This window comes from Pseudooceanicola sp. DL12, from assembly GCF_056270665.1.
In genome coordinates this window covers 2,230,481-2,248,989 of record NZ_CM149884.1, presented here as the reverse complement: position 1 = coordinate 2,248,989, position 18,509 = coordinate 2,230,481, and the positions used below count along the sequence as shown (strand labels likewise).

Below are 18,509 nucleotides of genomic sequence, written 5' to 3'. Positions count from 1 at the left end.
GCATGTATCTCGGAATTGACCTGGGGACCTCCGGCATCAAGGCGATGCTGGTGGACGAAAACTTTGCGACCGTTGCCGTGGCCCATGCCGGGCTGACGGTGCAGCGGCCGCAGGCCGGCTGGTCGGAACAGGCACCGCGGGACTGGATCGCGGCCACCGGCAAGGTGCTGGACCAGCTGAAGGCCAGCCACGGTGCGGCCCTGTCGCGCCTTCAGGCGATCGGCCTGTCAGGGCACATGCATGGTGCCACGCTGCTCGATGCCACCGACCAGGTGCTGCGCCCCTGCATCCTGTGGAACGACGGTCGTTCGGGGGCACAATGCGAGACGCTGACGGGCAGGGCGGATTTTCACGGCATCGCCGGCAACCTCGTCATGGCCGGTTTCACGGCGCCCAAGCTGCTCTGGGTGCAGGAGAACGAGCCCGAGATCTTCGACAGGACGGCAAAGGTGCTGCTGCCGAAGGATTACCTGCGTCTGTGGCTGACGGGGGAGCATGTCAGCGAGATGTCGGATGCGGCGGGAACGCTCTGGCTCGATGTCGGAAAGCGTGACTGGTCGGATGAACTGCTGGCCGCGACGGGCCTCGAGCGCAGCCAGATGCCTGCCCTGGTCGAAGGGTCGGACGTATCGGGCCGGTTGCGGGCCGACCTGGCCGAACGCTGGGGGCTGCCACGGGTGCCGGTGGCAGGCGGGGGTGGCGACAATGCTGCCACTGCCTGTGGCATGGGCGTGATGACGCCCGGCACGGGGTTCCTTTCGCTCGGAACGTCCGGCGTGCTGTTTGCCGCCAGCGACAGCTATCAGCCGAATACCGGTGACGCGGTCCATACCTTTTGCCATGCGGTGCCCGATACCTGGCACCAGATGGGCGTGATCCTCTCGGCCACGGATTCGATGAGCTGGCTTTCGGAGATAACCCGGATGCCGGTGCCCGAGCTGGCGGCACTGTTGCCGGATGATGTTGCGGCCGCCTCGCCGGTGACCTTCCTGCCGTACCTGTCGGGCGAGCGCACGCCGCTGAACGACCCGGGCGCATCGGCTGCCTTCGTGAACCTGCGCCGGGATGCCGGCCTGCCCGACATGGTTCAGGCGGTGATGGAGGGGGTGGCCATGGCCTTTGCCGATTGCGTGCGGGTGCTGCGCAAGGCCGGAACGGAGCTCGAGGCGGCCTATGCCGTTGGCGGCGGCGCGCGGTCGCGGGCCTGGCTGAACATCCTAGCATCCGCGACGGGGCTGACCCTTCTGGTGCCGGAAGACGGCGATTTCGGCGCAGCCTTCGGGGCCGCGAAGCTGGCTGCGGCCTGTGCGACTGGCGATACCTCCGAGAGGATCTTTGCCAAGCCGCGGGTGAGGGAGGAAATCAGGCCCCTGCGAAACCTGGCAGAGGCCTATGCGAAAAAGTATGAGACCCACTTGTCAGCTTACCCCGCACTGAGATCAATCACCTCTTGACCATGCAAATAAGTTGGCTGGTCAAGGGTTAGGTAAAAAAGGGCCGTGCCGCTGCACTGCGGCATGGCCCTTTCATCTTGTGATGATGTCGTTTGCGCTAACTGGGCATTGGACCGCAAGCGGGCTGCAAAAAAGTATCACCAATTTTCCGCTGCTGAGGTAGAGCCGGGAGGGCACAGGGCGTAACGTCACTGTTACGCCGAGGTCGTGGAGGACGATCGGCGGAAGACCCGGAGGAGAAGAAATGCAACCCGACCTGGAGCTTGTCCATATCCGGAAAGGCGAGAGCTTCGCCGCCTGGATGCATGGGTATCCGTTCCGGACGGTTCGGTGGCATTACCATCCGGAATACGAAATTCACCTGGTCGTCGAGACCTCGGGCAAGTTCTATGTCGGGGATTTCATCGGCGATTTCGGGCCCGGACAGCTGATCATGACGGGGCCAAACCTGCCGCAGAACTGGATCTCGGACGTTGCGCCCGGCGAGACCGTGCCGGCGCGGTCCCTAGTGGTGCAATTCCCGGAAGACTTCATCGAGAATGCTGCGGCGGCGATGCCCGAAATGGAGGTGATCCGCCCCTTGCTGGACCGCAGTCACCGGGGATTGCTGTTCGATGACAGGACAAGCGCCATGGTGTGTCCGCTGATCCGGGAACTGATCGAGGCGCAGGGGCTGCGCCGGCTGTCGCTGTTCTGGGAGATCCTCGACATGCTGGCCCGTGCGCCCGAGCCCGAGGTCCTGGCGAGCCTGAGCTATGAGCTCGACCTTGAAAGGCTGAATGCCGGTGGCGTGAACCGGGCGATTGCCCATCTGCGCGAACACCTGACCGACAGCGTGGACGAAAAGGAGCTGGCCGACCTCGTGGGCCAGAGCCAATCGGCCTTCTCGCGCGCCTTCAAGCGTCACACCGGCACGACGCTGGTACGCTACAAGAACCAGCTTCGGGTCGATCTTGCCTGCCAGCTGCTGTTGACCAGGCCCGACGTGAAGGTGGCAGAGATCTGCTATGACGTCGGGTTTTCGAACCTGTCCAATTTCAATCGTCATTTCCTGAAACTGAAAGGAATGTCGCCCTCGCAATTCCGTGCGACCTTCGCCGCCAACGGTGCATTCGCCGCAGCCGAGTAGGCCATCGCAGACCACTGACCGCAAGAATTCGGATGACATGGTGTCATCCGGAACCGGACATCTCTTGTCCGTGACTATCCACCGGGAGGAAAACCGCAATGAACAAGACCCTTGGAACCGTATCCGCCGCCACAATGGCCCTGGCCCTGGCCGCACCGGCTATGGCGCAGGACGCGCCCCTGAAGATCGGCATGACCTTTCAGGAGATGAACAACCCCTATTTCGTCTCGATGAAGGAGGCCCTGGAGGAGGCCGCCGCGAGCCTGGGCGCAGAGGTCGTTGTGACCGACGCCGGCCATGACGTGGCCAAGCAGATCTCCGACGTCGAGGACATGCTGCAGCAGGACATCGACATCCTGTTGCTGAACCCGACGGATTCGGCCGGTATCGAAAGCGCGGTGCACCTGGCCAAGGCGCAGGACGTGATCGTCGTGGCCGTGGATGCCAACGCCAATGGTCCGGTCGACACCTTCGTGGGCTCCAAGAACCGCGACGCCGGCTATCAGTCCTGCAAGTACCTTGCGGAGAACCTGGGCGGCGAGGGCGAGGTTGCCATCCTCGACGGCATCCCGGTCGTGCCGATCCTGCAGCGCGTGGAGGGCTGCAAGGCGGCCTTTGACGAATACGACGGGATCAGCCTGGTCGACACCCAGAACGGCCGCCAGGACCGGTCCGTGGCGCTCGGCGTGGTCGAGAACATGATCCAGTCTCACCCGGATCTGAAGGGCATCTTCTCGGTCAACGATGGTGGCGCGATGGGGGCCATGGCCGCGATCCAGGGATCGGGGCGCGACATCAAGCTGACCTCGGTCGACGGGGCGCCGGAGGCCGTGGAGGCCATCGCGAAGGGCACCCCCTTCATCGAAACCACCGCCCAGTTCCCGCGCGACCAGGTGCGTGTCGGCCTGGCCATGGCACTGGCGCAGAAGTGGGGCGCGCAGGTGGTGCCGAAGGAAGTGCCGATCGACGTGATGGTGGTCGACCAGGCCAATGCCGAGGAATTCAGCTGGTAAGTCGGCTGCTCCCTGCCGCTTCCGCGTCCTCTCTCGCGGGGGCGGCCCCTCTTTCACGAAAGACCAGGAGCACGAGATGCTTGAATTGAAGGGGATCAAGAAGAGCTTTGGAAAGATCGAAGTTCTTCATGGCGTGAACCTGAACGTGGGCCCCGGCGAAGTGCATGCGCTGCTGGGCGAGAACGGCGCCGGCAAATCGACCCTGATGAAGATCCTCTGCGGGATCCTGCAGCCGACCGAGGGCGAGATCGTCATCGAGGGCGAGACGCGAAGGTTCGCCGACTACGACGAGGCCATCGACGCGGGGATCGGGATCGTCTTCCAGGAGTTCAGCCTGATCCCGTATCTTACCGCGGTCGAGAACATGTTCCTGGCGCGCGAGATCAAGACGGGGCTGGGCCTGCTGAACCGCAAGGCGATGCGCCGTCGTGCCCATGAGATCCTGCAGCGGCTGGACGTCGATCTGCCGCTGGACGTGCCCGTCAATCGCCTGTCGGTCGCCGAGCAGCAGTTCGTCGAGATCGCAAAGGCACTGTCTCTGGAGGCGCGGATCCTGGTGCTCGACGAGCCCACAGCGACGCTGACGCCATCGGAAGTGGAACATCTTTTCAAGGTGATGCGCGAGCTGCGCAAGCAAGGCGTCGCAATCGTCTTCATCTCGCATCACCTCGAGGAAATCTTCGAGATCTGCGACACGATCACAGTGCTGCGTGACGGCGAGTTCATCGGCGACTGCACCGTGGCCGAGACAGATAACGACCGCCTGGTCGAGATGATGGTGGGGCGGCGGATCGAGAACAGCTTTCCACCGAAACCCGCGATTGCCGCTGACGCGCCCGTGGTGCTCGAATGCGAGGAGGTCCAGCTTCGCAAGGGCGGGCCGGTGTCCTCGTTCCAGCTGCGCAAGGGCGAGATCCTGGGCTTTGCGGGCCTTGTGGGGTCTGGGCGGACCGAAACGGCGCTTGCCATGCTGGGCGCCTATCCGGCGACCCGGTGCAAGGTGCTGGTGGACGGCGAGGAGACGCGGTTTCGCGAGCCTGCCGAGGGCCTCGCCCATGGCATCGGCCTGCTGCCCGAGAGCCGCAAGGAGCAGGGGCTGATCACCAGCTTCTCGATCCTGCAGAACATCTCGATCAACAATTACGGCAAGTACCGCAAGAACCACTGGTTCATCGACATGAAGAAGGAGCTGGAGGCCAGCACCGAGGTGATGCGCAAGGTGCGGGTCAAGGCGCAGGGGCCGCTGGCCCGCGTCGACACGCTCTCTGGAGGCAACCAGCAGAAGGTGGTCATCGCCCGCTGGCTGAACCACCAGATGAAGGTGCTGATCTTCGACGAGCCGACGCGGGGCATCGATGTGGGTGCCAAGGCCGAGATCTACTCGCTCATGCGCGAATTCACTGCGCAGGGCTATTCCATCATCATGATTTCCTCGGAACTGCCGGAAGTGATCGGCATGTCCGACCGGGTCTGCGTGTTCCGCTCTGGCGGGATCGTCGCGACGGTCGAGGGCGAGAGCATCAACTCGGAAGAGATCATGACCCATGCTACCACCGGGAGAGTTCAGAATGTCGCATGATGCAAATACGGGCGGCGCCCCGGCGTCGGAAAAGCGCGCGGGCATCAGCCTTGGCTGGATCGTGCATTCGCCGCTCGCATTGCCGCTGATCGGGCTGATCGTCGTGTCCATCCTGATGGGCTTTGCCAGCGAGAACTTCTTTTCTGTGTCCAACATCATGAACGTGCTGCGGCAGGTGTCCATCGTCGGGATCCTGGCGGTCGGCATGACCTTTGTCATCCTGACGGGCGGCATCGACCTGTCGGTGGGGGCCGTCATGGCCCTGGCCGGCACGATAGCCGCGGGGCTGATGGTGAACGTCGGGCTGCCCGGATGGGTGGGGCTGCTGGCCGGGATCGGCGTGGGCATCGGCCTGGGCCTCTTCAACGGGGCGCTGGTGGCCTGGGGCCGGATGCCGGCGATCATCGTCACGCTTGCCACCATGGGCATCGCGCGGGGGCTGGGCCTGATCTATTCCGGCGGCTACCCGATTTCCGGTCTCCCGTCCTGGATCAGCTGGTTCGGAATCGGGCGGATCGGCATCGTGCCGGTGCCGGTGATCGCTATGGTGATCATCTATGCCCTGGCCTGGGTCCTGCTGCAGCGCACGCCTTTCGGTCGCCATGTCTATGCCATCGGCGGCAATGAGCTAGCCGCAAAGCTCTCAGGCGTGAAGACGCAGTACGTCAAGCTGGCAGTCTATGGCATCTCGGGGCTGACGGCCTCGCTTGCGGCGATCATCCTGACCGGGCGCCTGATGTCCGGCCAACCCAACGCCGGTGTGGGCTTCGAACTTGATGCCATTGCGGCGGTGGTTCTGGGGGGTACGGCGATTGCCGGCGGCCGCGGGCTGATCCTGGGCACGCTGATCGGGGCGGTCCTGCTGGGCATCCTGAACAACGGCCTGAACCTGATGGGGATCAACCCCTACATGCAGGACGTCATCAAGGGCTTCATCATCCTGCTGGCCATCTACATCGGGCGCGAGTGGCGCTGAGATCCTGACCGGCCCGGCGCACCGCCGGGCCCCGAATTCCCAAGATTTCCATTTCACGAGTTTTCCGAGGCTTCGAGATCCTCCTCCCTTGGAATCCGTCTGAAATCCCTGACAAGGAGAAAGAAATGTCTGAGACGCTGGACGGCAAGATCGCCGTCGTGACGGGCGCCGCCTCCGGTATTGGCCTCGCCAACGTAAAGATGCTGCTGGCCAATGGCGCCACAGTGGTGATGGCCGACTGGAACGAAGAGGCGCTGACGGCGCTGGTGGCCGAACTGGGCGACAGGTCCATTGCGCAGGTCACCAACCTGCTCGATGCCGAGAGCTGCATGGCGATGGTGCCCGAGGTCCTGGAAAAGGTCGATCACATCGACATCCTCTATTGCAACGCGGGCACCTACATTGGCGGCGATCTCTGGGAGACCGACCCCGAGACCATCGACCGCATGCTGAACCTGAACGTCAACGCAGCCATCAAGAACATCCACGCGGTGATCCCCCACATGATGGAGCGCAAGACCGGCGACATCGTGGTGACCTGTTCGATTTCCGGCCATTTCCCTGCCGAATGGGAACCGGTCTATTCCGCCTCGAAATGGGCGATGACCAGCTTTGTGCAGGGCGTGCGGCGGCAGATGATCCCCCATGGAGTGCGCGTCGCGCAGGTGTCGCCGGGGCCGGTGATCTCGGCGCTGTTGGCCGATTGGCCAGAGGAGAACCTGCGAAAGGCCAAGGAAGAGGGCGCGCTGATGGATGCCGAGGAGGTCGCCGAGGCGGTGGAGTTCATGCTGACCCGCCGCCGTGGCGTGACCGTGCGCGACGTGATCATCCTGCCCACGGCCTTTGGCCGGATGTAGGCAGGCAGGCGCCCGGTGCGGTCCGGGCGCCATTGATGACTAGGAAGCGAGGCGAGGATGTCCGACAAGTTCATCGGCGTGGATGTGGGAACCGGCTCGGCGCGGGCGGGGGTGTTCGATGCCGTTGGCGGCCTGCTGGCCACGGCTAAGCGCCCCATCGACACGTACCGCGACGATGCCGGCCACGTCGAACAGTCGAGCGCGCAGGTCTGGCAGGCAATCTGTGCCGCGGTCCGCGAGGCGGTGGTGATGGCGGGGATCGATCCGGCAGAGATCAGGGGCCTCGGGTTCGATGCCACCTGTTCGCTGGTGGTGCAGGGGACGCGGGGCGCGCTGCCGGTGGGTGATCCCGACCATCCCGAGAGGGACATCATCGTCTGGATGGATCACCGTGCGCTGGACCAGGCGCGTCGGATCAACGCGGGAGAGCACGCCGTGCTGCGCTATGTCGGGGGCATCATCTCTCCCGAGATGCAGACGCCCAAGCTGCTCTGGCTGAAGGAGCACCGCCCCGACGTCTACGGCGCCGCCGCGCATTTCTTCGACCTGACGGATTTCCTGACGTGGAAGGCCACCGGTGCGCTGGACCGGTCGAGCTGTACCGTGACCTGCAAATGGACCTACCTTGCCCATGAGGACCGGTGGGATCCGCAGTATTTCCGGGCCATCGGCCTCGGCGATCTTGCCGAGGGGAACTTTGCGCGCATCGGGCAGAGCGTGGTGCATCCGGGCACAGCGCTTGGCGAGGGGCTGACCGCCACGGCCGCCGGAGAGCTCGGCCTGACACCCGGGATCGCGGTGGCGGCGGGGCTGATCGACGCCCATGCCGGCGGTGTGGGCACCGTTGCGGCCTCGGGGGGCGCAGGAGATGCCACGCGATGCCTCGGCTATGTCTTCGGCACCTCGTCCTGCACCATGACGACAACCGAGGCGCCAGCCTTCGTCCCCGGCGTCTGGGGCCCCTATTACTCGGCCATGGTGCCGGGCATGTGGCTGAACGAGGGCGGGCAGAGTGCCGCGGGCGCGGCCATCGCCCAGCTGGTCGACCTGCATCCGGCCACCGCCACCGCGACAGAGGCGGCGGGTGACAGGGGCCTGGTGCCCTTCCTGGCGGATCGCGCAGAGGCGCTCGCCGGTGATCTCTCGCAGGCGGTGCGGCTGGCCGACAACCTGCACGTGGTGCCCGAATTCCTGGGCAATCGAGCGCCCTTTGCCGACCCAGAGGCCCGCGCCGTGATCGCCGGGCAGGGCATGGAGCAGGGCCTGGACAGCCTGGTTGCGCTCTATGTCGCGGGGGTATGCGGGCTTGGCTATGGGCTGCGCCAGATCATCGAGACACAGGCCGCCAATGGCGCAGCGGTCGAGACGATCTCGATCTCCGGCGGCGCCGGTGCGCACCCGCTGACCCGGCAGATCCTGGCCGATGCCACCGGCCTGACCGTCGAGGTGACGGCATGCGAGGAGCCGGTGCTGCTCGGCTCGGCCATGTTGGGCGCGGTGGCCGCCGGGGCCTTTGACGACCTGCAGGGCGCCATGCCGGCGATGTCGCGCATCGCCACACGCTGCACCCCGGCCACCGGGCTGACCGCACGGCTGCATGACGCCCGCTATCAGGCCTTCCTGACACTGCAGAAGGCTACACGCGATATCCGACACGCCACCGAGGAACTGATGCCATGAACGGCCTGAGCCCGAGTATCTCTGCCGCGTCGACCAGTGCCCGGGCGGATCCGCACAGTTTTGCGCTGGCCAATCGCATCCGCGGGCTGGCCATCGACGGGGTGGAGGCCGCCAATTCCGGCCATCCCGGTGCGCCCATGGGCATGGCCGAGGCGGCGATGGCGCTCTGGATGCGGCACATGAAGTTCGATGCCGCCCATCCCGACTGGCCCGATCGCGACCGCTTCGTGCTGTCGAACTGCCATGGCTCGATGCTTCTCTATGCGCTGCTGCACCTGACCGGGTTCGAGGACATGACGCTCGACCAACTGCGAAATTGCCAGTGGGGCGCCATCACCGCCGGGCACCCGGAATTCGGCCACGCCAAAGGAGTGGAGGTGACCACCGGACCGCTGGGCCGGGGGCTGGCCTCGGCGGTGGGCATGGCCATGGCCGAACGCAGGCTGAACGCCGAATTCGGCCATGATCTGGTCGACCACCGGACCTGGGTCTTCTTTGGTGACGGCTGCCTGATGGAGGGGATCGGCCAGGAGGCGAACTCGCTTGCTGGTCACCTGAAGCTCGACCGGCTGACCCTGTTCTGTGACGACAACGGGATCTCGATCGACGGCTCGACCGACAAGGCCTTTACCGAGGATGTGACTGGCCGGTTCGAGGCGGCCGGCTGGAGCGTACCGAGCTGTGTTTGCCATTCGGTGCCGGCGATCGATGCGGTGATCACCGAAGCGAAGATGATCGCGAAGCCGGTTCTGATCCGGATGAAGACGGTGATCGGTCCTGGTGCGCCGACCAAGGCGGGCACCCATGGCATCCACGGGGAGCCGCTGGGGAGCGAAGAGCGTGCGGCGGCGCGCGAGGCCCTGGGGCTTGGCCCCGAGGATTTCAGCCTGCCCGGCGGGCTGCGGGCCGAATGGCGCGCGGCCGGGCAGCGTGGCGCGGCGGAGCGCGCGGCCTGGAAAGCACGGCTGACAGAAGCGGCGCCCGAGCTTCGCGCGGAGTTCACCCGCCGAATGGCCGGAGAAATTCCGGCGACGCTCGAAACGGTCGTGACCGAGGCCAAGAAGGCTCTTCTTGCCGCGCCGAAAGAGGTGGCCTTGCGCAAGGCCAGCCAGATGGCGCTGGAGCCGCTGAGCGAGGTGATGCCAGAGCTTTTTGCCGGCTCTGCCGATCTGACCGGGTCGAACCTCACCCGCGTCGCAGCCGTCGACAGCGACTTTCGGCCCGGGCATTACGACGGACGCTATGGTTCCTATGGCGTGCGCGGGTTCGGCATGGCGACGGCGATGAACGGCATCGCCTGCCATGGCGGGCTGATCCCCTATGGCGGCACGTTCATGGTTTTCTCGGACTATCCCCGCAACGCGATCCGCCTGTCGACGTTGATGAAGGTGGGGACGATCCACGTGATGAGCCACGAGAGCATCGGGCGTGGCGAGGACGGGCCGACGCACCAGCCGGTGGAGTACCTGGCGAGCCTGCGGGCGATGCCGAACCTGAACGTCTTGCGCCCCGCGGATGCGGTCGAAACGCTGGAATGCTGGGAGATCGCAGTGAAATCACGGCGAACCCCGACGTTCCTGGCGCTGTCGCGGCAGGGCGTGCCACAATTGCGCAAGTCCGGGACAGAGAACCTCTGGGCCAAGGGGGGGCTACGTGATCCGGGACATGCAGGGCGCGCGGGATGACACCATCCTTGCCACCGGAACGGAGGTGTCGCTGGCGGTCGAGGCGGCAGAGAGCCTCTCCGGCGAGGGTGTCGGGCCGCGGTCGTCTCGATGCCCTGCTGGGAGTTCTTCGAGGCGCAGCCGCAGGCCTATCGCCAGCAGGTCCTGGGCAGCGCGCCGCGTGCCGCCGTGGAAGCCGCAGGCAAGTTCGGCTGGACACGATACGTGGACAGCGAGGACGAGGTCATCGGGCCGACCGATTTCGGAGCCTCGGCGCCGGCGCGGCTGCTTTACGAGACATTCGGGATCACGGCCGCGGCCGTGGTTTCGCGCGCGAAACAACTCATGGTTTAACCTCGCGGTTTGCCAATGACTTGCCGGCCCAAGTTCCGGCACAACATCAGGAGATCACATGCATTTTTCCGGCAAGACAGTCATCATCACCGGCGCCGGCAAGGGGATCGGGCGCGCCTGTGCCCGGGTCATGGCGGCCCGCGGCGCCAAGGTGATTGCCATGACCCGCACCCGATCCGACCTGGACAGCCTGCGCGCGGAGATCGGCGGACGCTCCATCCAGGTGGACCTGCAGGACCCTTCCGCGACCCGTGCCGCCATGGCGGAGGCCGGGACGGCGGACTTCCTGATCAACAGCGCCGGCATCAACGTGCTGGAGAGCAGTTTCGACATGACGGAGGCAGGTTATGAGGCCGTGCTCGGAATAAACCTGAGGGCGGCTCTGATCACCTGCCAGGCGTTCGGCCGTGCCCGGGTGGCCGCCGGTGGCGGCGGGGCGATCGTCAACATCACCTCGATTGCCGGGCACCGCGGGTTCACCGAGCACCTGTGCTATGCCGCCTCGAAGGCCGGACTGGAAGGCGCAAGTCGCGTTCTGGCAAAGGAATTCGGCCCTCATGGCATCCGCGTGAACTGCGTGGCCCCAACGATCACAATGACCGAACTGGCCGTCGAGGCCTGGAGTGATCCGGTGAAAAGCGAACCGATGATGGTACGCCACCCGATGAACCGCTTTGCCGAGGCAGACGAGGTGGCCGAGACAATCGCGATGATGCTCTCGGCGGATGCGGCGATGGTGACGGGCGCGGTGCTGCCGGTTGATGGCGGCTTTCTCTCGGTCTGAACTAATTGATTTCATTGAGGAGATTGCAAGATGAAGTTCTTTGTCGATACCGCCATCGTGGAGGAGATCCGCGAGCTGAACGACTATGGCCTGCTCGATGGGGTCACCACCAACCCGACGCTGATCGCGAAATCCGGCCGGGACTTCAAGGAGGTGATCGCCGAGATCTGTGCGCTGGTTGACGGGCCCGTGTCGGCCGAGGTGGCGGCGATGGATGCGGCGGGGATGATCGCCGAAGGCGAGGAACTGGCACGGATCGCGGAGAACGTGGTGATCAAGCTGCCGCTGACCCTGGACGGGCTGAAGGCCTGCCGTCACTTCAGCGAAAAGGGCATCAAGACCAACGTAACCCTCTGTTTTTCCGCCAATCAGGCCTTGCTGGCGGCCAAGGCGGGGGCGACCTATATCAGCCCGTTCATCGGTCGGCTGGACGATCTGAACCTCGACGGGATGGAGCTGATCGCGGACATCAGGACAATCTATGACAATTACGGGTTCGAAACCGAGATCCTCGCCGCCTCGATCCGGTCGGCGAACCACGTGAAGGACGCGGCGCTGGTGGGGGCCGACGTGGCGACGATCCCGGCCGGGGTCATCAAGGGGCTGGCGCGCCACGTCATGACCGACAAGGGGCTCGACCAGTTCGCCAATGACTGGGCAGCGACCGGCCAGTCGATCCTGTAGTACTTGAACTTTCCGTGCCAAACGATTGTATTGGCGTGGAAATAGATTGAAGGATCCGGCTATGACCGATGCGCGTGCAGTGATTTTCGACCTGGACGGGTGCCTTGTGGACAGCGAGGTGCTGTCGCTGACGACCATCGCCGACATGATCGGCGAGATGGGCCTGACGGCCGACTGGCGCGATCTGAGGGGCCGACACCTTGGACGTAGCCTGCCGGATATCAGCCAGGATATCGGCGTGGCCCTGGGCCGGCCGTGCCCGCCGGATTTTGCCGAACAGTTTGAAAAGAGGCTGTTTTCAGCCTACGAGAGCGCGCTGAAGCCGGTGCCCGGGGCTGATGCGCTGCTGCGGGGGCTGCAGGATGCGGGCGTGGCGCAGGCGATTGCCTCGGGCGGGTCGGTGCGGCGGATCGAACTGTCACTGAAGCTGGTGGGGCTGGAGGAGTATTTCGGCGCGATGACCTTTAGCGCGGAGCAGGTCGAGAATGGCAAGCCGGCACCGGATCTCTTTCTTTTCGCGGCGAAAAATCTCGGGGTGGCGGCAAGGGACTGTGTCGTCCTGGAGGATTCTCCGCATGGCGTGAAAGGCGCCGTGGCCGCCGGCATGCGGGCGGTGGGCTTTGTCGGTGGCGGCCACCTCGAGGGAATGCGCGACAGCCATGCAGAGGTGCTGAAGGCGGCGGGCGCGGAGACGGTGATCCGCAATCTGGCGGAGCTGGAGGGACTGGTGATCGGCTGAAACTGGCCGCCGGACGACGGATTTTCCGGTGGAGTTCATGGAACCGAATGGCGCCCGGAACGTTCTCTCTTCAACGGACGCCGGGACGGGGGTTACCCGCCGCGCAACGTCCAGAGCATTGAAGAGACAGGAGATATTACCATGGACGGTAGTGCCGCACTGAAGATCAACGCAGCCCTGAACACCCCGCATGACCTGAGCGAGAAGACCCGCGACGCGGTCACGCCGGTGGCCAATGCCGTGCTGGCCGACATCTATGCGCTGTTCCTGAAAACCAAGAACTTTCACTGGCACATGTCGGGGCCGAACTTTCGCGATTACCACCTGATGCTGGACGAACATTCGGATCAGCTGATGGGGATGACCGACGTGCTTGCCGAGCGCGTGCGAAAGCTGGGCGGCACCACTCTGCGGTCGATCGGCGACATCTCGCGCCACCAGCGTATCGAGGACAATGACGAAGATTTCGTAGAACCCCTTGATATGATTGACGAGTTGCGCAAGGATAATACTGCACTGACGGCCAGCCTGCGGGAGCTGCACAGCATTGCCGACGAGAACGGCGATGTCGGTACGGCGAGCGTTGTCGAGGATTGGATCGACCAGACGGAAGAACGCGCCTGGTTCCTGTTCGAAATCGTCAGCCACAGGAATTGAGCAGTAAAACAAAGGTTTGGAGGGTGATCCTGCGGTAACCGCAAAAGCCCGCCGGCGCATATTCTCAGTCTGCGTCCAAGCGCCCCGGCCTCCCTCGGCGGGGCGCTTTTTTGTGGGCCGGGCGGTGCCGAAAGGCCCGGGAAGGCCCCCGAAAACCCCGGCGAAATGCCCGAATCTCCGCGGCCTGAAACCGCCGAAAACAGGCCCTGAAATTCCGGAAATTGAATATCTTCAAGCCATTGAAAAGGCCGGATTCCAACGTCGGTATTACGTCGGTATCGCGTCGGTATTGCGTCGGTGCGAAAATCCCCCCGGAGACCCGGTTCGCGGCGCGCCCGGAAGGCGCCTCAGGCGGGTTTCGAGATGACGGTGAGGAAGACCGCGCGGGACGAGCGGACCTCGACCGGGCCATGGGGCACGTTGGCCTCGAAGCTGAGGGTGTCGCCGGGGGCGAGCTCGAATGTGCTCTCTCCGACGCGGTAGGTCATCGCGCCCTCGAGGAAGTGCATCAGCTCGATCCCGCCATGCTGGAAGATCGGCGTGCCGGTGACGGGCGCCTCGAGGGTGATCAGGTAGCTCTCGAACTGCTGCGCCGAGGTGTCGACGCGGCCGAGCTGTCGGTAGCTGTGCCCATAGGTGGAGCCGGCGCGGCGGACGGTGATGCCCTGGCCGGCCCGCACGAAGGAGACCTCGCCAAGCTCGACCGTCTGGGCGAAGAAGTTGATGATCGGCACGCCCACGGCGGCGGCGATGGCATTGAGCGTGGCGAGCGAGGCGGAAACCTGGCCGCGCTCGATCTTGGAGATCATGGCGGTGGAGACGCCGGAGCGCTGCGAAAGCTCGGCCAGGGTCATGCCGGAGGCGGCGCGCTCGGATTTGACCGCGAGGCCGACCAGCAGGTCGAGCTCGGCCTTGCCGGGGCGCGGGCCCTCTGTCGCGGGGCCGGGCCGGGCGGCGTCGGGGGCGGTCTCTTCGGGCATGGGCGTCTCGCTCTGGATCGGTCCGTGGATCTGTCCCCTGGTCTGACCCGATCCGGGCCACGATTGCAAGGCAGAGCGCGGCGGCAGGCAGGCGCGGGGCGTGCGGGCGCCCGGAACGGGGGCGGGATCAGATGACGCCGAGCAGTTTCCACCAGAGGAAGTCGAGCGGCACCAGCGCGACGAGGGTGATCAACGCGAGCGAGAGGGTCATGCGGATGAGCGGGCGGGTGCTCTCTCCGGCGAGGCCCATGGAGACGATGAGCGGGCCGATCTGATAGGGAAAGAGCGGCGTGGCAAAGCCGATCACCTGGGTCATCATCACCGCCTCGGGCGAAAAGCCGGTGGCATCGGAGAGTTCGCCCGCCAGCGGGGTGAGCACGGCGGGCACGCCGGTGATCGTGGTGAAGATGCCGGTGACGATGCCCAGCACCGAGAGCGAGACGAAATTGAGGAAGTCGCGGCCCTGCGCCAGCGGCAGCGAGGCGGTGACATGGCTGGCGATGACCCCTCCCAGGCCGGAGGTTGCGACGACCCCGCCGAGGGCCAGCACGCCGGCGATGAAGATCAGCACGCCGACATCGGCCGATTGCCGGAAGACCGGCGGCGGCACGAAGCCGAATTGCGGCACCAGAAGGATGAGCGCGGTGGTGATGCCGATCCAGGCCGGGTTGATGCCGTGGATCTGATCGGTGGACCAGAAGGCCAGGGTGATCAGCAGGATGATCAGCAGCGCGACCTGGCGGCGGGCGGAATGGGCGGGCGGCGTGGCGCCGGATGCGGCGGGGGCCGTGCGGCCTGTGTCGATGCGGATCGGGAAGAAGACCAGCACCAGGCCGACGATCACCGCGGATTTCACCACGCCCAGCACCGGGTAGTGCAGCAGAAGGTAATCGGCATAGCTGAAATGCATGCCCCAGACCCGTTCCGCCATGCCCGAGAGGATCACGTTGGGGATGTTGGAGGGCAGGATGGCGAAGCTGGGCATGTTGGTGCCGAGGGCGATGACGGTGGCCACCCCGATGCGGCCGGTGGAGCCCTTGCCGAGGCCGAGGCTGTCGGCGAGGGCCATGCCCACCGGGATCATCACCGCCGCGCGGCCCATGGAGGAGGGCATGAGGAAACCCAGGATCATCGACATCGCCATGAGGCCCGAGATCAGCAGCGGGTAGGAATGTGCCAGGTGACGCTCGGCCACGGCGCCCAGGCGCCGGCCAAGCCCGGTGTGGGTGATGGCGGCGCCGATGACGAAGCCCGAGATCACCAGCCACATGGCGGCAGAGGTGAAGCCCGAGAAGACGATATCCGGCGCGGCCAGCCCGGTGAGCAGCAGCGCCGCGAAGAAGAACATCGAGGCGACATAGCCGGGCACCACGCCGGTGGCCCAGAGCGAGAGCGTGACGAGGACCACCGCGAGGGTGGCGGCCTGATCGGGCAGCAGCCCGGGCGGCACGGTGACGGCGATGGCGACGCCCAGCAGGGCGATCAGGGCGACGAGGGCTTCCTTGATGTAGCGCATGGGGGCCTCTTTCCGGTCACGGGCGCGCCCTGGCGGGGGAAGCCGTGGCGCTGTCATGGTGCTAGCCCGCGGCGCAGGCTTGTGCCAGAACGATAACATGACAGAACATGTCGAATATCTGACAGCGGGCCCCGGAGGCCGCCCCCATGCGCCGCGGCAGATGGGGTTCGACGATGCGCCCGACAGGCCGCTGACCGCCTGGACGGGCAAGCTGGGCGCGGGGTTTTCCGTGCTGCCCCATGCCCACCCGAGGGCGCAGCTGACGCTGTGCTACGAGGGGATGATGCGCATGGAGGCGGGGGCCGACACCTGGTTCATCCCGGCCCGGCACGGCGTCTGGATCCCGCCGGGGGTGGAGCACCAGCTGAGCGCCCAGGCGGCGGTGGAGGTGCATCACCTCTACGTGCATCCGAAGTTCGCCGGGCGCACCGGGCTGCCGGATCGGCCGGTGGTGGTGCGGGCCTCGCCGCTGCTGCGCGGGGTGGCGAGCCGGCTGGCGCCGGTGACGCGGCTGGATGCGGCGGGGGCGCCGATGCCGCCGCGGCCGCGCGACGTTCTGCCCGATGCGGCGCAGGCGCGTCGGCTGGCCTGGGTGGCGATCGACGAGATGACGCGGCTGGAGACCCCGGACCTGCGGCTGCCGGGGGCGCGGGATCCGCGGCTGACGGCGGCGATGCATCACCTGATCGCCGATCCGGGCGATGCCTATGGCCAGGCCGGGGCGGCGCGGGCGGCGGGCACCAGCGAAAGGACACTGGCACGGCTGTTCGGGGCGCAAACCGGGCTGAGTTTTCGCGACTGGCGGGCCAGGATGCGGTTTCTGCTGGCGCTGGAGGGGCTTGAGATGGGACAGACGAGCACGGAGCTTGCCGCGCGGCTGGGCTATTCCAGCGCCAGCGCCTTCAGCGCGGCGTTTCACCGGCATTTCGGCGCGGCGCCCTCGGCGTTTCGCAAGGCACGGCAGGGGACGGGAGGACGCGATGAGCGGAGGGGCTGAGGCGCTGAGGCACGAGGACCTGGAGGCGCGGATGCGCGCGTGGCGGCGCGACCTGCACCGGCACCCGGAGTTCGGCTTCGAGGAGCGGCGGACGGCGGGGATCGTGGCGCAGGTGCTGCGGGACCTGGGCGCGGAGGTTGCCGAGGGCGTGGGCGGCACCGGGGTGGTGGGCACGCTGAGGCGCGGCACCGGCAACCGGGCGATCGCGCTGCGCGCCGACATGGACGCGCTGAGGATCACCGAGACGGGCGGCGCGCCCTGGGCCTCGGCGCGCGAGGGGCTGATGCATGCCTGCGGGCACGACGGCCATACCGCGATGCTGCTGGGCGCGGCGGAGATCCTGGCGCGGGAGGGCGGCTTTGACGGCACGGTGCGGCTGATCTTCCAGCCGGCGGAGGAATGGGGGCAGGGAGCGCGCGCCATGCTCGACGACGGGCTGCTGGAGCGGTTTCCCTTCGAGGAGATCTATGGGCTGCACAACATGCCGGGGCTGCCGGTGGGGCAGCTGGAGACAAGGCCCGGGGCGATCATGTCGGCCGAGGACATCTTCGAGATCACGCTCAGGGGCGAGGGCGGCCATGCCTCGCGGCCCGACTGGGGGCGCGAGGTGATGGTGCCGGCCTGCACGCTGGTGCTGGAGCTGCAGGGCATCGTGGCGCGGCGGCTGAACCCGGCGGAGGTGGCGGTGGTCTCGGTCACGGAATTGTCAACGGACGGCACCCGAAACGCCCTGCCGGGACTGGCTCGCATCCGGGGGGATTGCCGCAGCTTCGCGCCCGAGGTCTCGGCCCGCATCGAGGCGGAAATGCGCCGGATCGCCGCCGGGGTGGCGGCGGGGCACGGGGTGGAGGCCGAGGTGCGCTATGACCGGGAGTTCGTGCCGACGGTGAACGATCCCGCGCTGGCCGAGGCGGTCCTGAGGGCCGCGGCGCCGGTCAGCACGCAGGCCCATATCCGTGCGGAACCGATGACGGGATCAGAGGACTTTGCCCGGTTCCTGGATCATGTGCCCGGGGTTTTTTCGTTTATTGGCAACGGCTTGGAGAGCGCCCCCTTGCACAATCCGGCCTATGACTTCGACGACGGTGCGCTGTTGCACGGGGCGCGGGTGCATGTGGGTATCGTGCGGGCGCGCCTGTGCCCGCCGGACTGACGCCCTTGCCGGCACGGGCGCCGGCGACCCTCGCAAAAAGGGGCCAGACACCGCCCTGGGGCAGGTCTGGCCCGAACACACTTGGGTTGGGACACTCGGTGTTCATTCAAGGTGTCAGGTTTGGGAAACCCGCCGGCAAAGGCGGGCTGGGTAGAAAGAAACCTGATGATTTTTAGGTGAAGAGGAAGGGCTTGCATGTCAAGGGCATCGCGCTGATGCGCCGGGCGGGACCGGACGCGAAGATGGCCACGAAAGCGGTTTTGCGGGGGCATACCCCCTCACGAAAGCCGGAT

Annotated in this window: 15 protein-coding genes and 1 pseudogene; 14 read left to right on the top strand and 2 right to left on the bottom strand. The window is 66.0% G+C overall.

Translation table 11 applies throughout. From position 1 onward, the window contains the following. The first annotated feature begins 2 nt into the window (after positions 1–2). The 12 genes and pseudogenes from xylB (at position 3) to AC0WR5_RS10450 (ending at position 13,570) form a co-directional block, all read left to right on the top strand. Positions 3–1,454 (top strand): xylulokinase, encoded by a 1,452-nt coding sequence (gene xylB / locus AC0WR5_RS10505; RefSeq protein ID WP_475862985.1) that lies wholly within the window; start codon positions 3–5, stop codon positions 1,452–1,454. Positions 1,455–1,698: 244 nt separating this feature from the next. Continuing rightward, entirely contained in the window at positions 1,699–2,583 is an 885-nt protein-coding gene (locus tag AC0WR5_RS10500; protein WP_475862984.1) for an AraC family transcriptional regulator, read from the top strand. 98 nt (positions 2,584–2,681) lie between these two features. Further along, positions 2,682–3,596 (top strand): ABC transporter substrate-binding protein, encoded by a 915-nt coding sequence (locus AC0WR5_RS10495; RefSeq protein ID WP_475862983.1) that lies wholly within the window; start codon positions 2,682–2,684, stop codon positions 3,594–3,596. 76 nt (positions 3,597–3,672) lie between these two features. After that, positions 3,673–5,175, top strand: coding sequence for a sugar ABC transporter ATP-binding protein (locus tag AC0WR5_RS10490; protein ID WP_475862982.1), 1,503 nt, complete (start codon positions 3,673–3,675; stop codon positions 5,173–5,175). Beyond that, positions 5,165–6,151, top strand: coding sequence for an ABC transporter permease (locus tag AC0WR5_RS10485; RefSeq protein WP_475862981.1), 987 nt, complete (start codon positions 5,165–5,167; stop codon positions 6,149–6,151). Before AC0WR5_RS10490 ends, AC0WR5_RS10485 begins: the two co-directional genes overlap by 11 nt. 125 nt (positions 6,152–6,276) lie before the next feature. Continuing rightward, positions 6,277–7,008, top strand: a complete 732-nt coding sequence (locus AC0WR5_RS10480; RefSeq protein ID WP_475862980.1) for an SDR family oxidoreductase — start codon at positions 6,277–6,279, stop codon at positions 7,006–7,008. A gap of 57 nt (positions 7,009–7,065) precedes the next feature. Further along, a complete protein-coding gene (locus tag AC0WR5_RS10475; protein ID WP_475862979.1) occupies positions 7,066–8,688 on the top strand; it encodes an FGGY-family carbohydrate kinase in 1,623 nt (540 codons plus the stop codon). Continuing rightward, positions 8,685–10,706 (top strand): annotated as a pseudogene (tkt, locus tag AC0WR5_RS10470) (transketolase). Before AC0WR5_RS10475 ends, tkt begins: the two are co-directional and overlap by 4 nt. Positions 10,707–10,764: 58 nt before the next feature. Continuing rightward, positions 10,765–11,490 (top strand): SDR family oxidoreductase, encoded by a 726-nt coding sequence (locus AC0WR5_RS10465; protein WP_475862978.1) that lies wholly within the window; start codon positions 10,765–10,767, stop codon positions 11,488–11,490. A gap of 30 nt (positions 11,491–11,520) precedes the next feature. Then, entirely contained in the window at positions 11,521–12,174 is a 654-nt protein-coding gene (gene fsa / locus AC0WR5_RS10460; RefSeq protein WP_475862977.1) for a fructose-6-phosphate aldolase, read from the top strand. 61 nt (positions 12,175–12,235) lie between these two features. Further along, on the top strand, positions 12,236–12,913 hold the full coding sequence (locus tag AC0WR5_RS10455) for an HAD family hydrolase (RefSeq protein ID WP_475862976.1): 678 nt from the start codon (positions 12,236–12,238) through the stop codon (positions 12,911–12,913). Positions 12,914–13,054: 141 nt separating this feature from the next. Next, positions 13,055–13,570 (top strand): Dps family protein, encoded by a 516-nt coding sequence (locus AC0WR5_RS10450; protein WP_475862975.1) that lies wholly within the window; start codon positions 13,055–13,057, stop codon positions 13,568–13,570. 347 nt (positions 13,571–13,917) lie between these two features. On the opposite strand, the gene AC0WR5_RS10445 is transcribed toward AC0WR5_RS10450, so the two are convergent. Then, entirely contained in the window at positions 13,918–14,550 is a 633-nt protein-coding gene (locus AC0WR5_RS10445) for a helix-turn-helix domain-containing protein (protein WP_475862974.1), read from the bottom strand. Positions 14,551–14,677: 127 nt separating this feature from the next. Continuing rightward, positions 14,678–16,066 (bottom strand): SLC13 family permease, encoded by a 1,389-nt coding sequence (locus AC0WR5_RS10440; RefSeq protein WP_475862973.1) that lies wholly within the window; start codon positions 16,064–16,066, stop codon positions 14,678–14,680. Positions 16,067–16,163: 97 nt separating this feature from the next. On the opposite strand from AC0WR5_RS10440, the gene AC0WR5_RS10435 reads away from it, so the two are divergent. Together AC0WR5_RS10435 and AC0WR5_RS10430 are read left to right on the top strand one after the other, a co-directional pair. Next, complete coding sequence (locus tag AC0WR5_RS10435) at positions 16,164–17,063, top strand: AraC family transcriptional regulator (protein ID WP_475862972.1); 900 nt, start codon at positions 16,164–16,166, stop codon at positions 17,061–17,063. Further along, complete coding sequence (locus AC0WR5_RS10430) at positions 17,047–18,216, top strand: amidohydrolase (protein WP_475862971.1); 1,170 nt, start codon at positions 17,047–17,049, stop codon at positions 18,214–18,216. Before AC0WR5_RS10435 ends, AC0WR5_RS10430 begins: the two co-directional genes overlap by 17 nt. Positions 18,217–18,509: the final 293 nt, after the last annotated feature.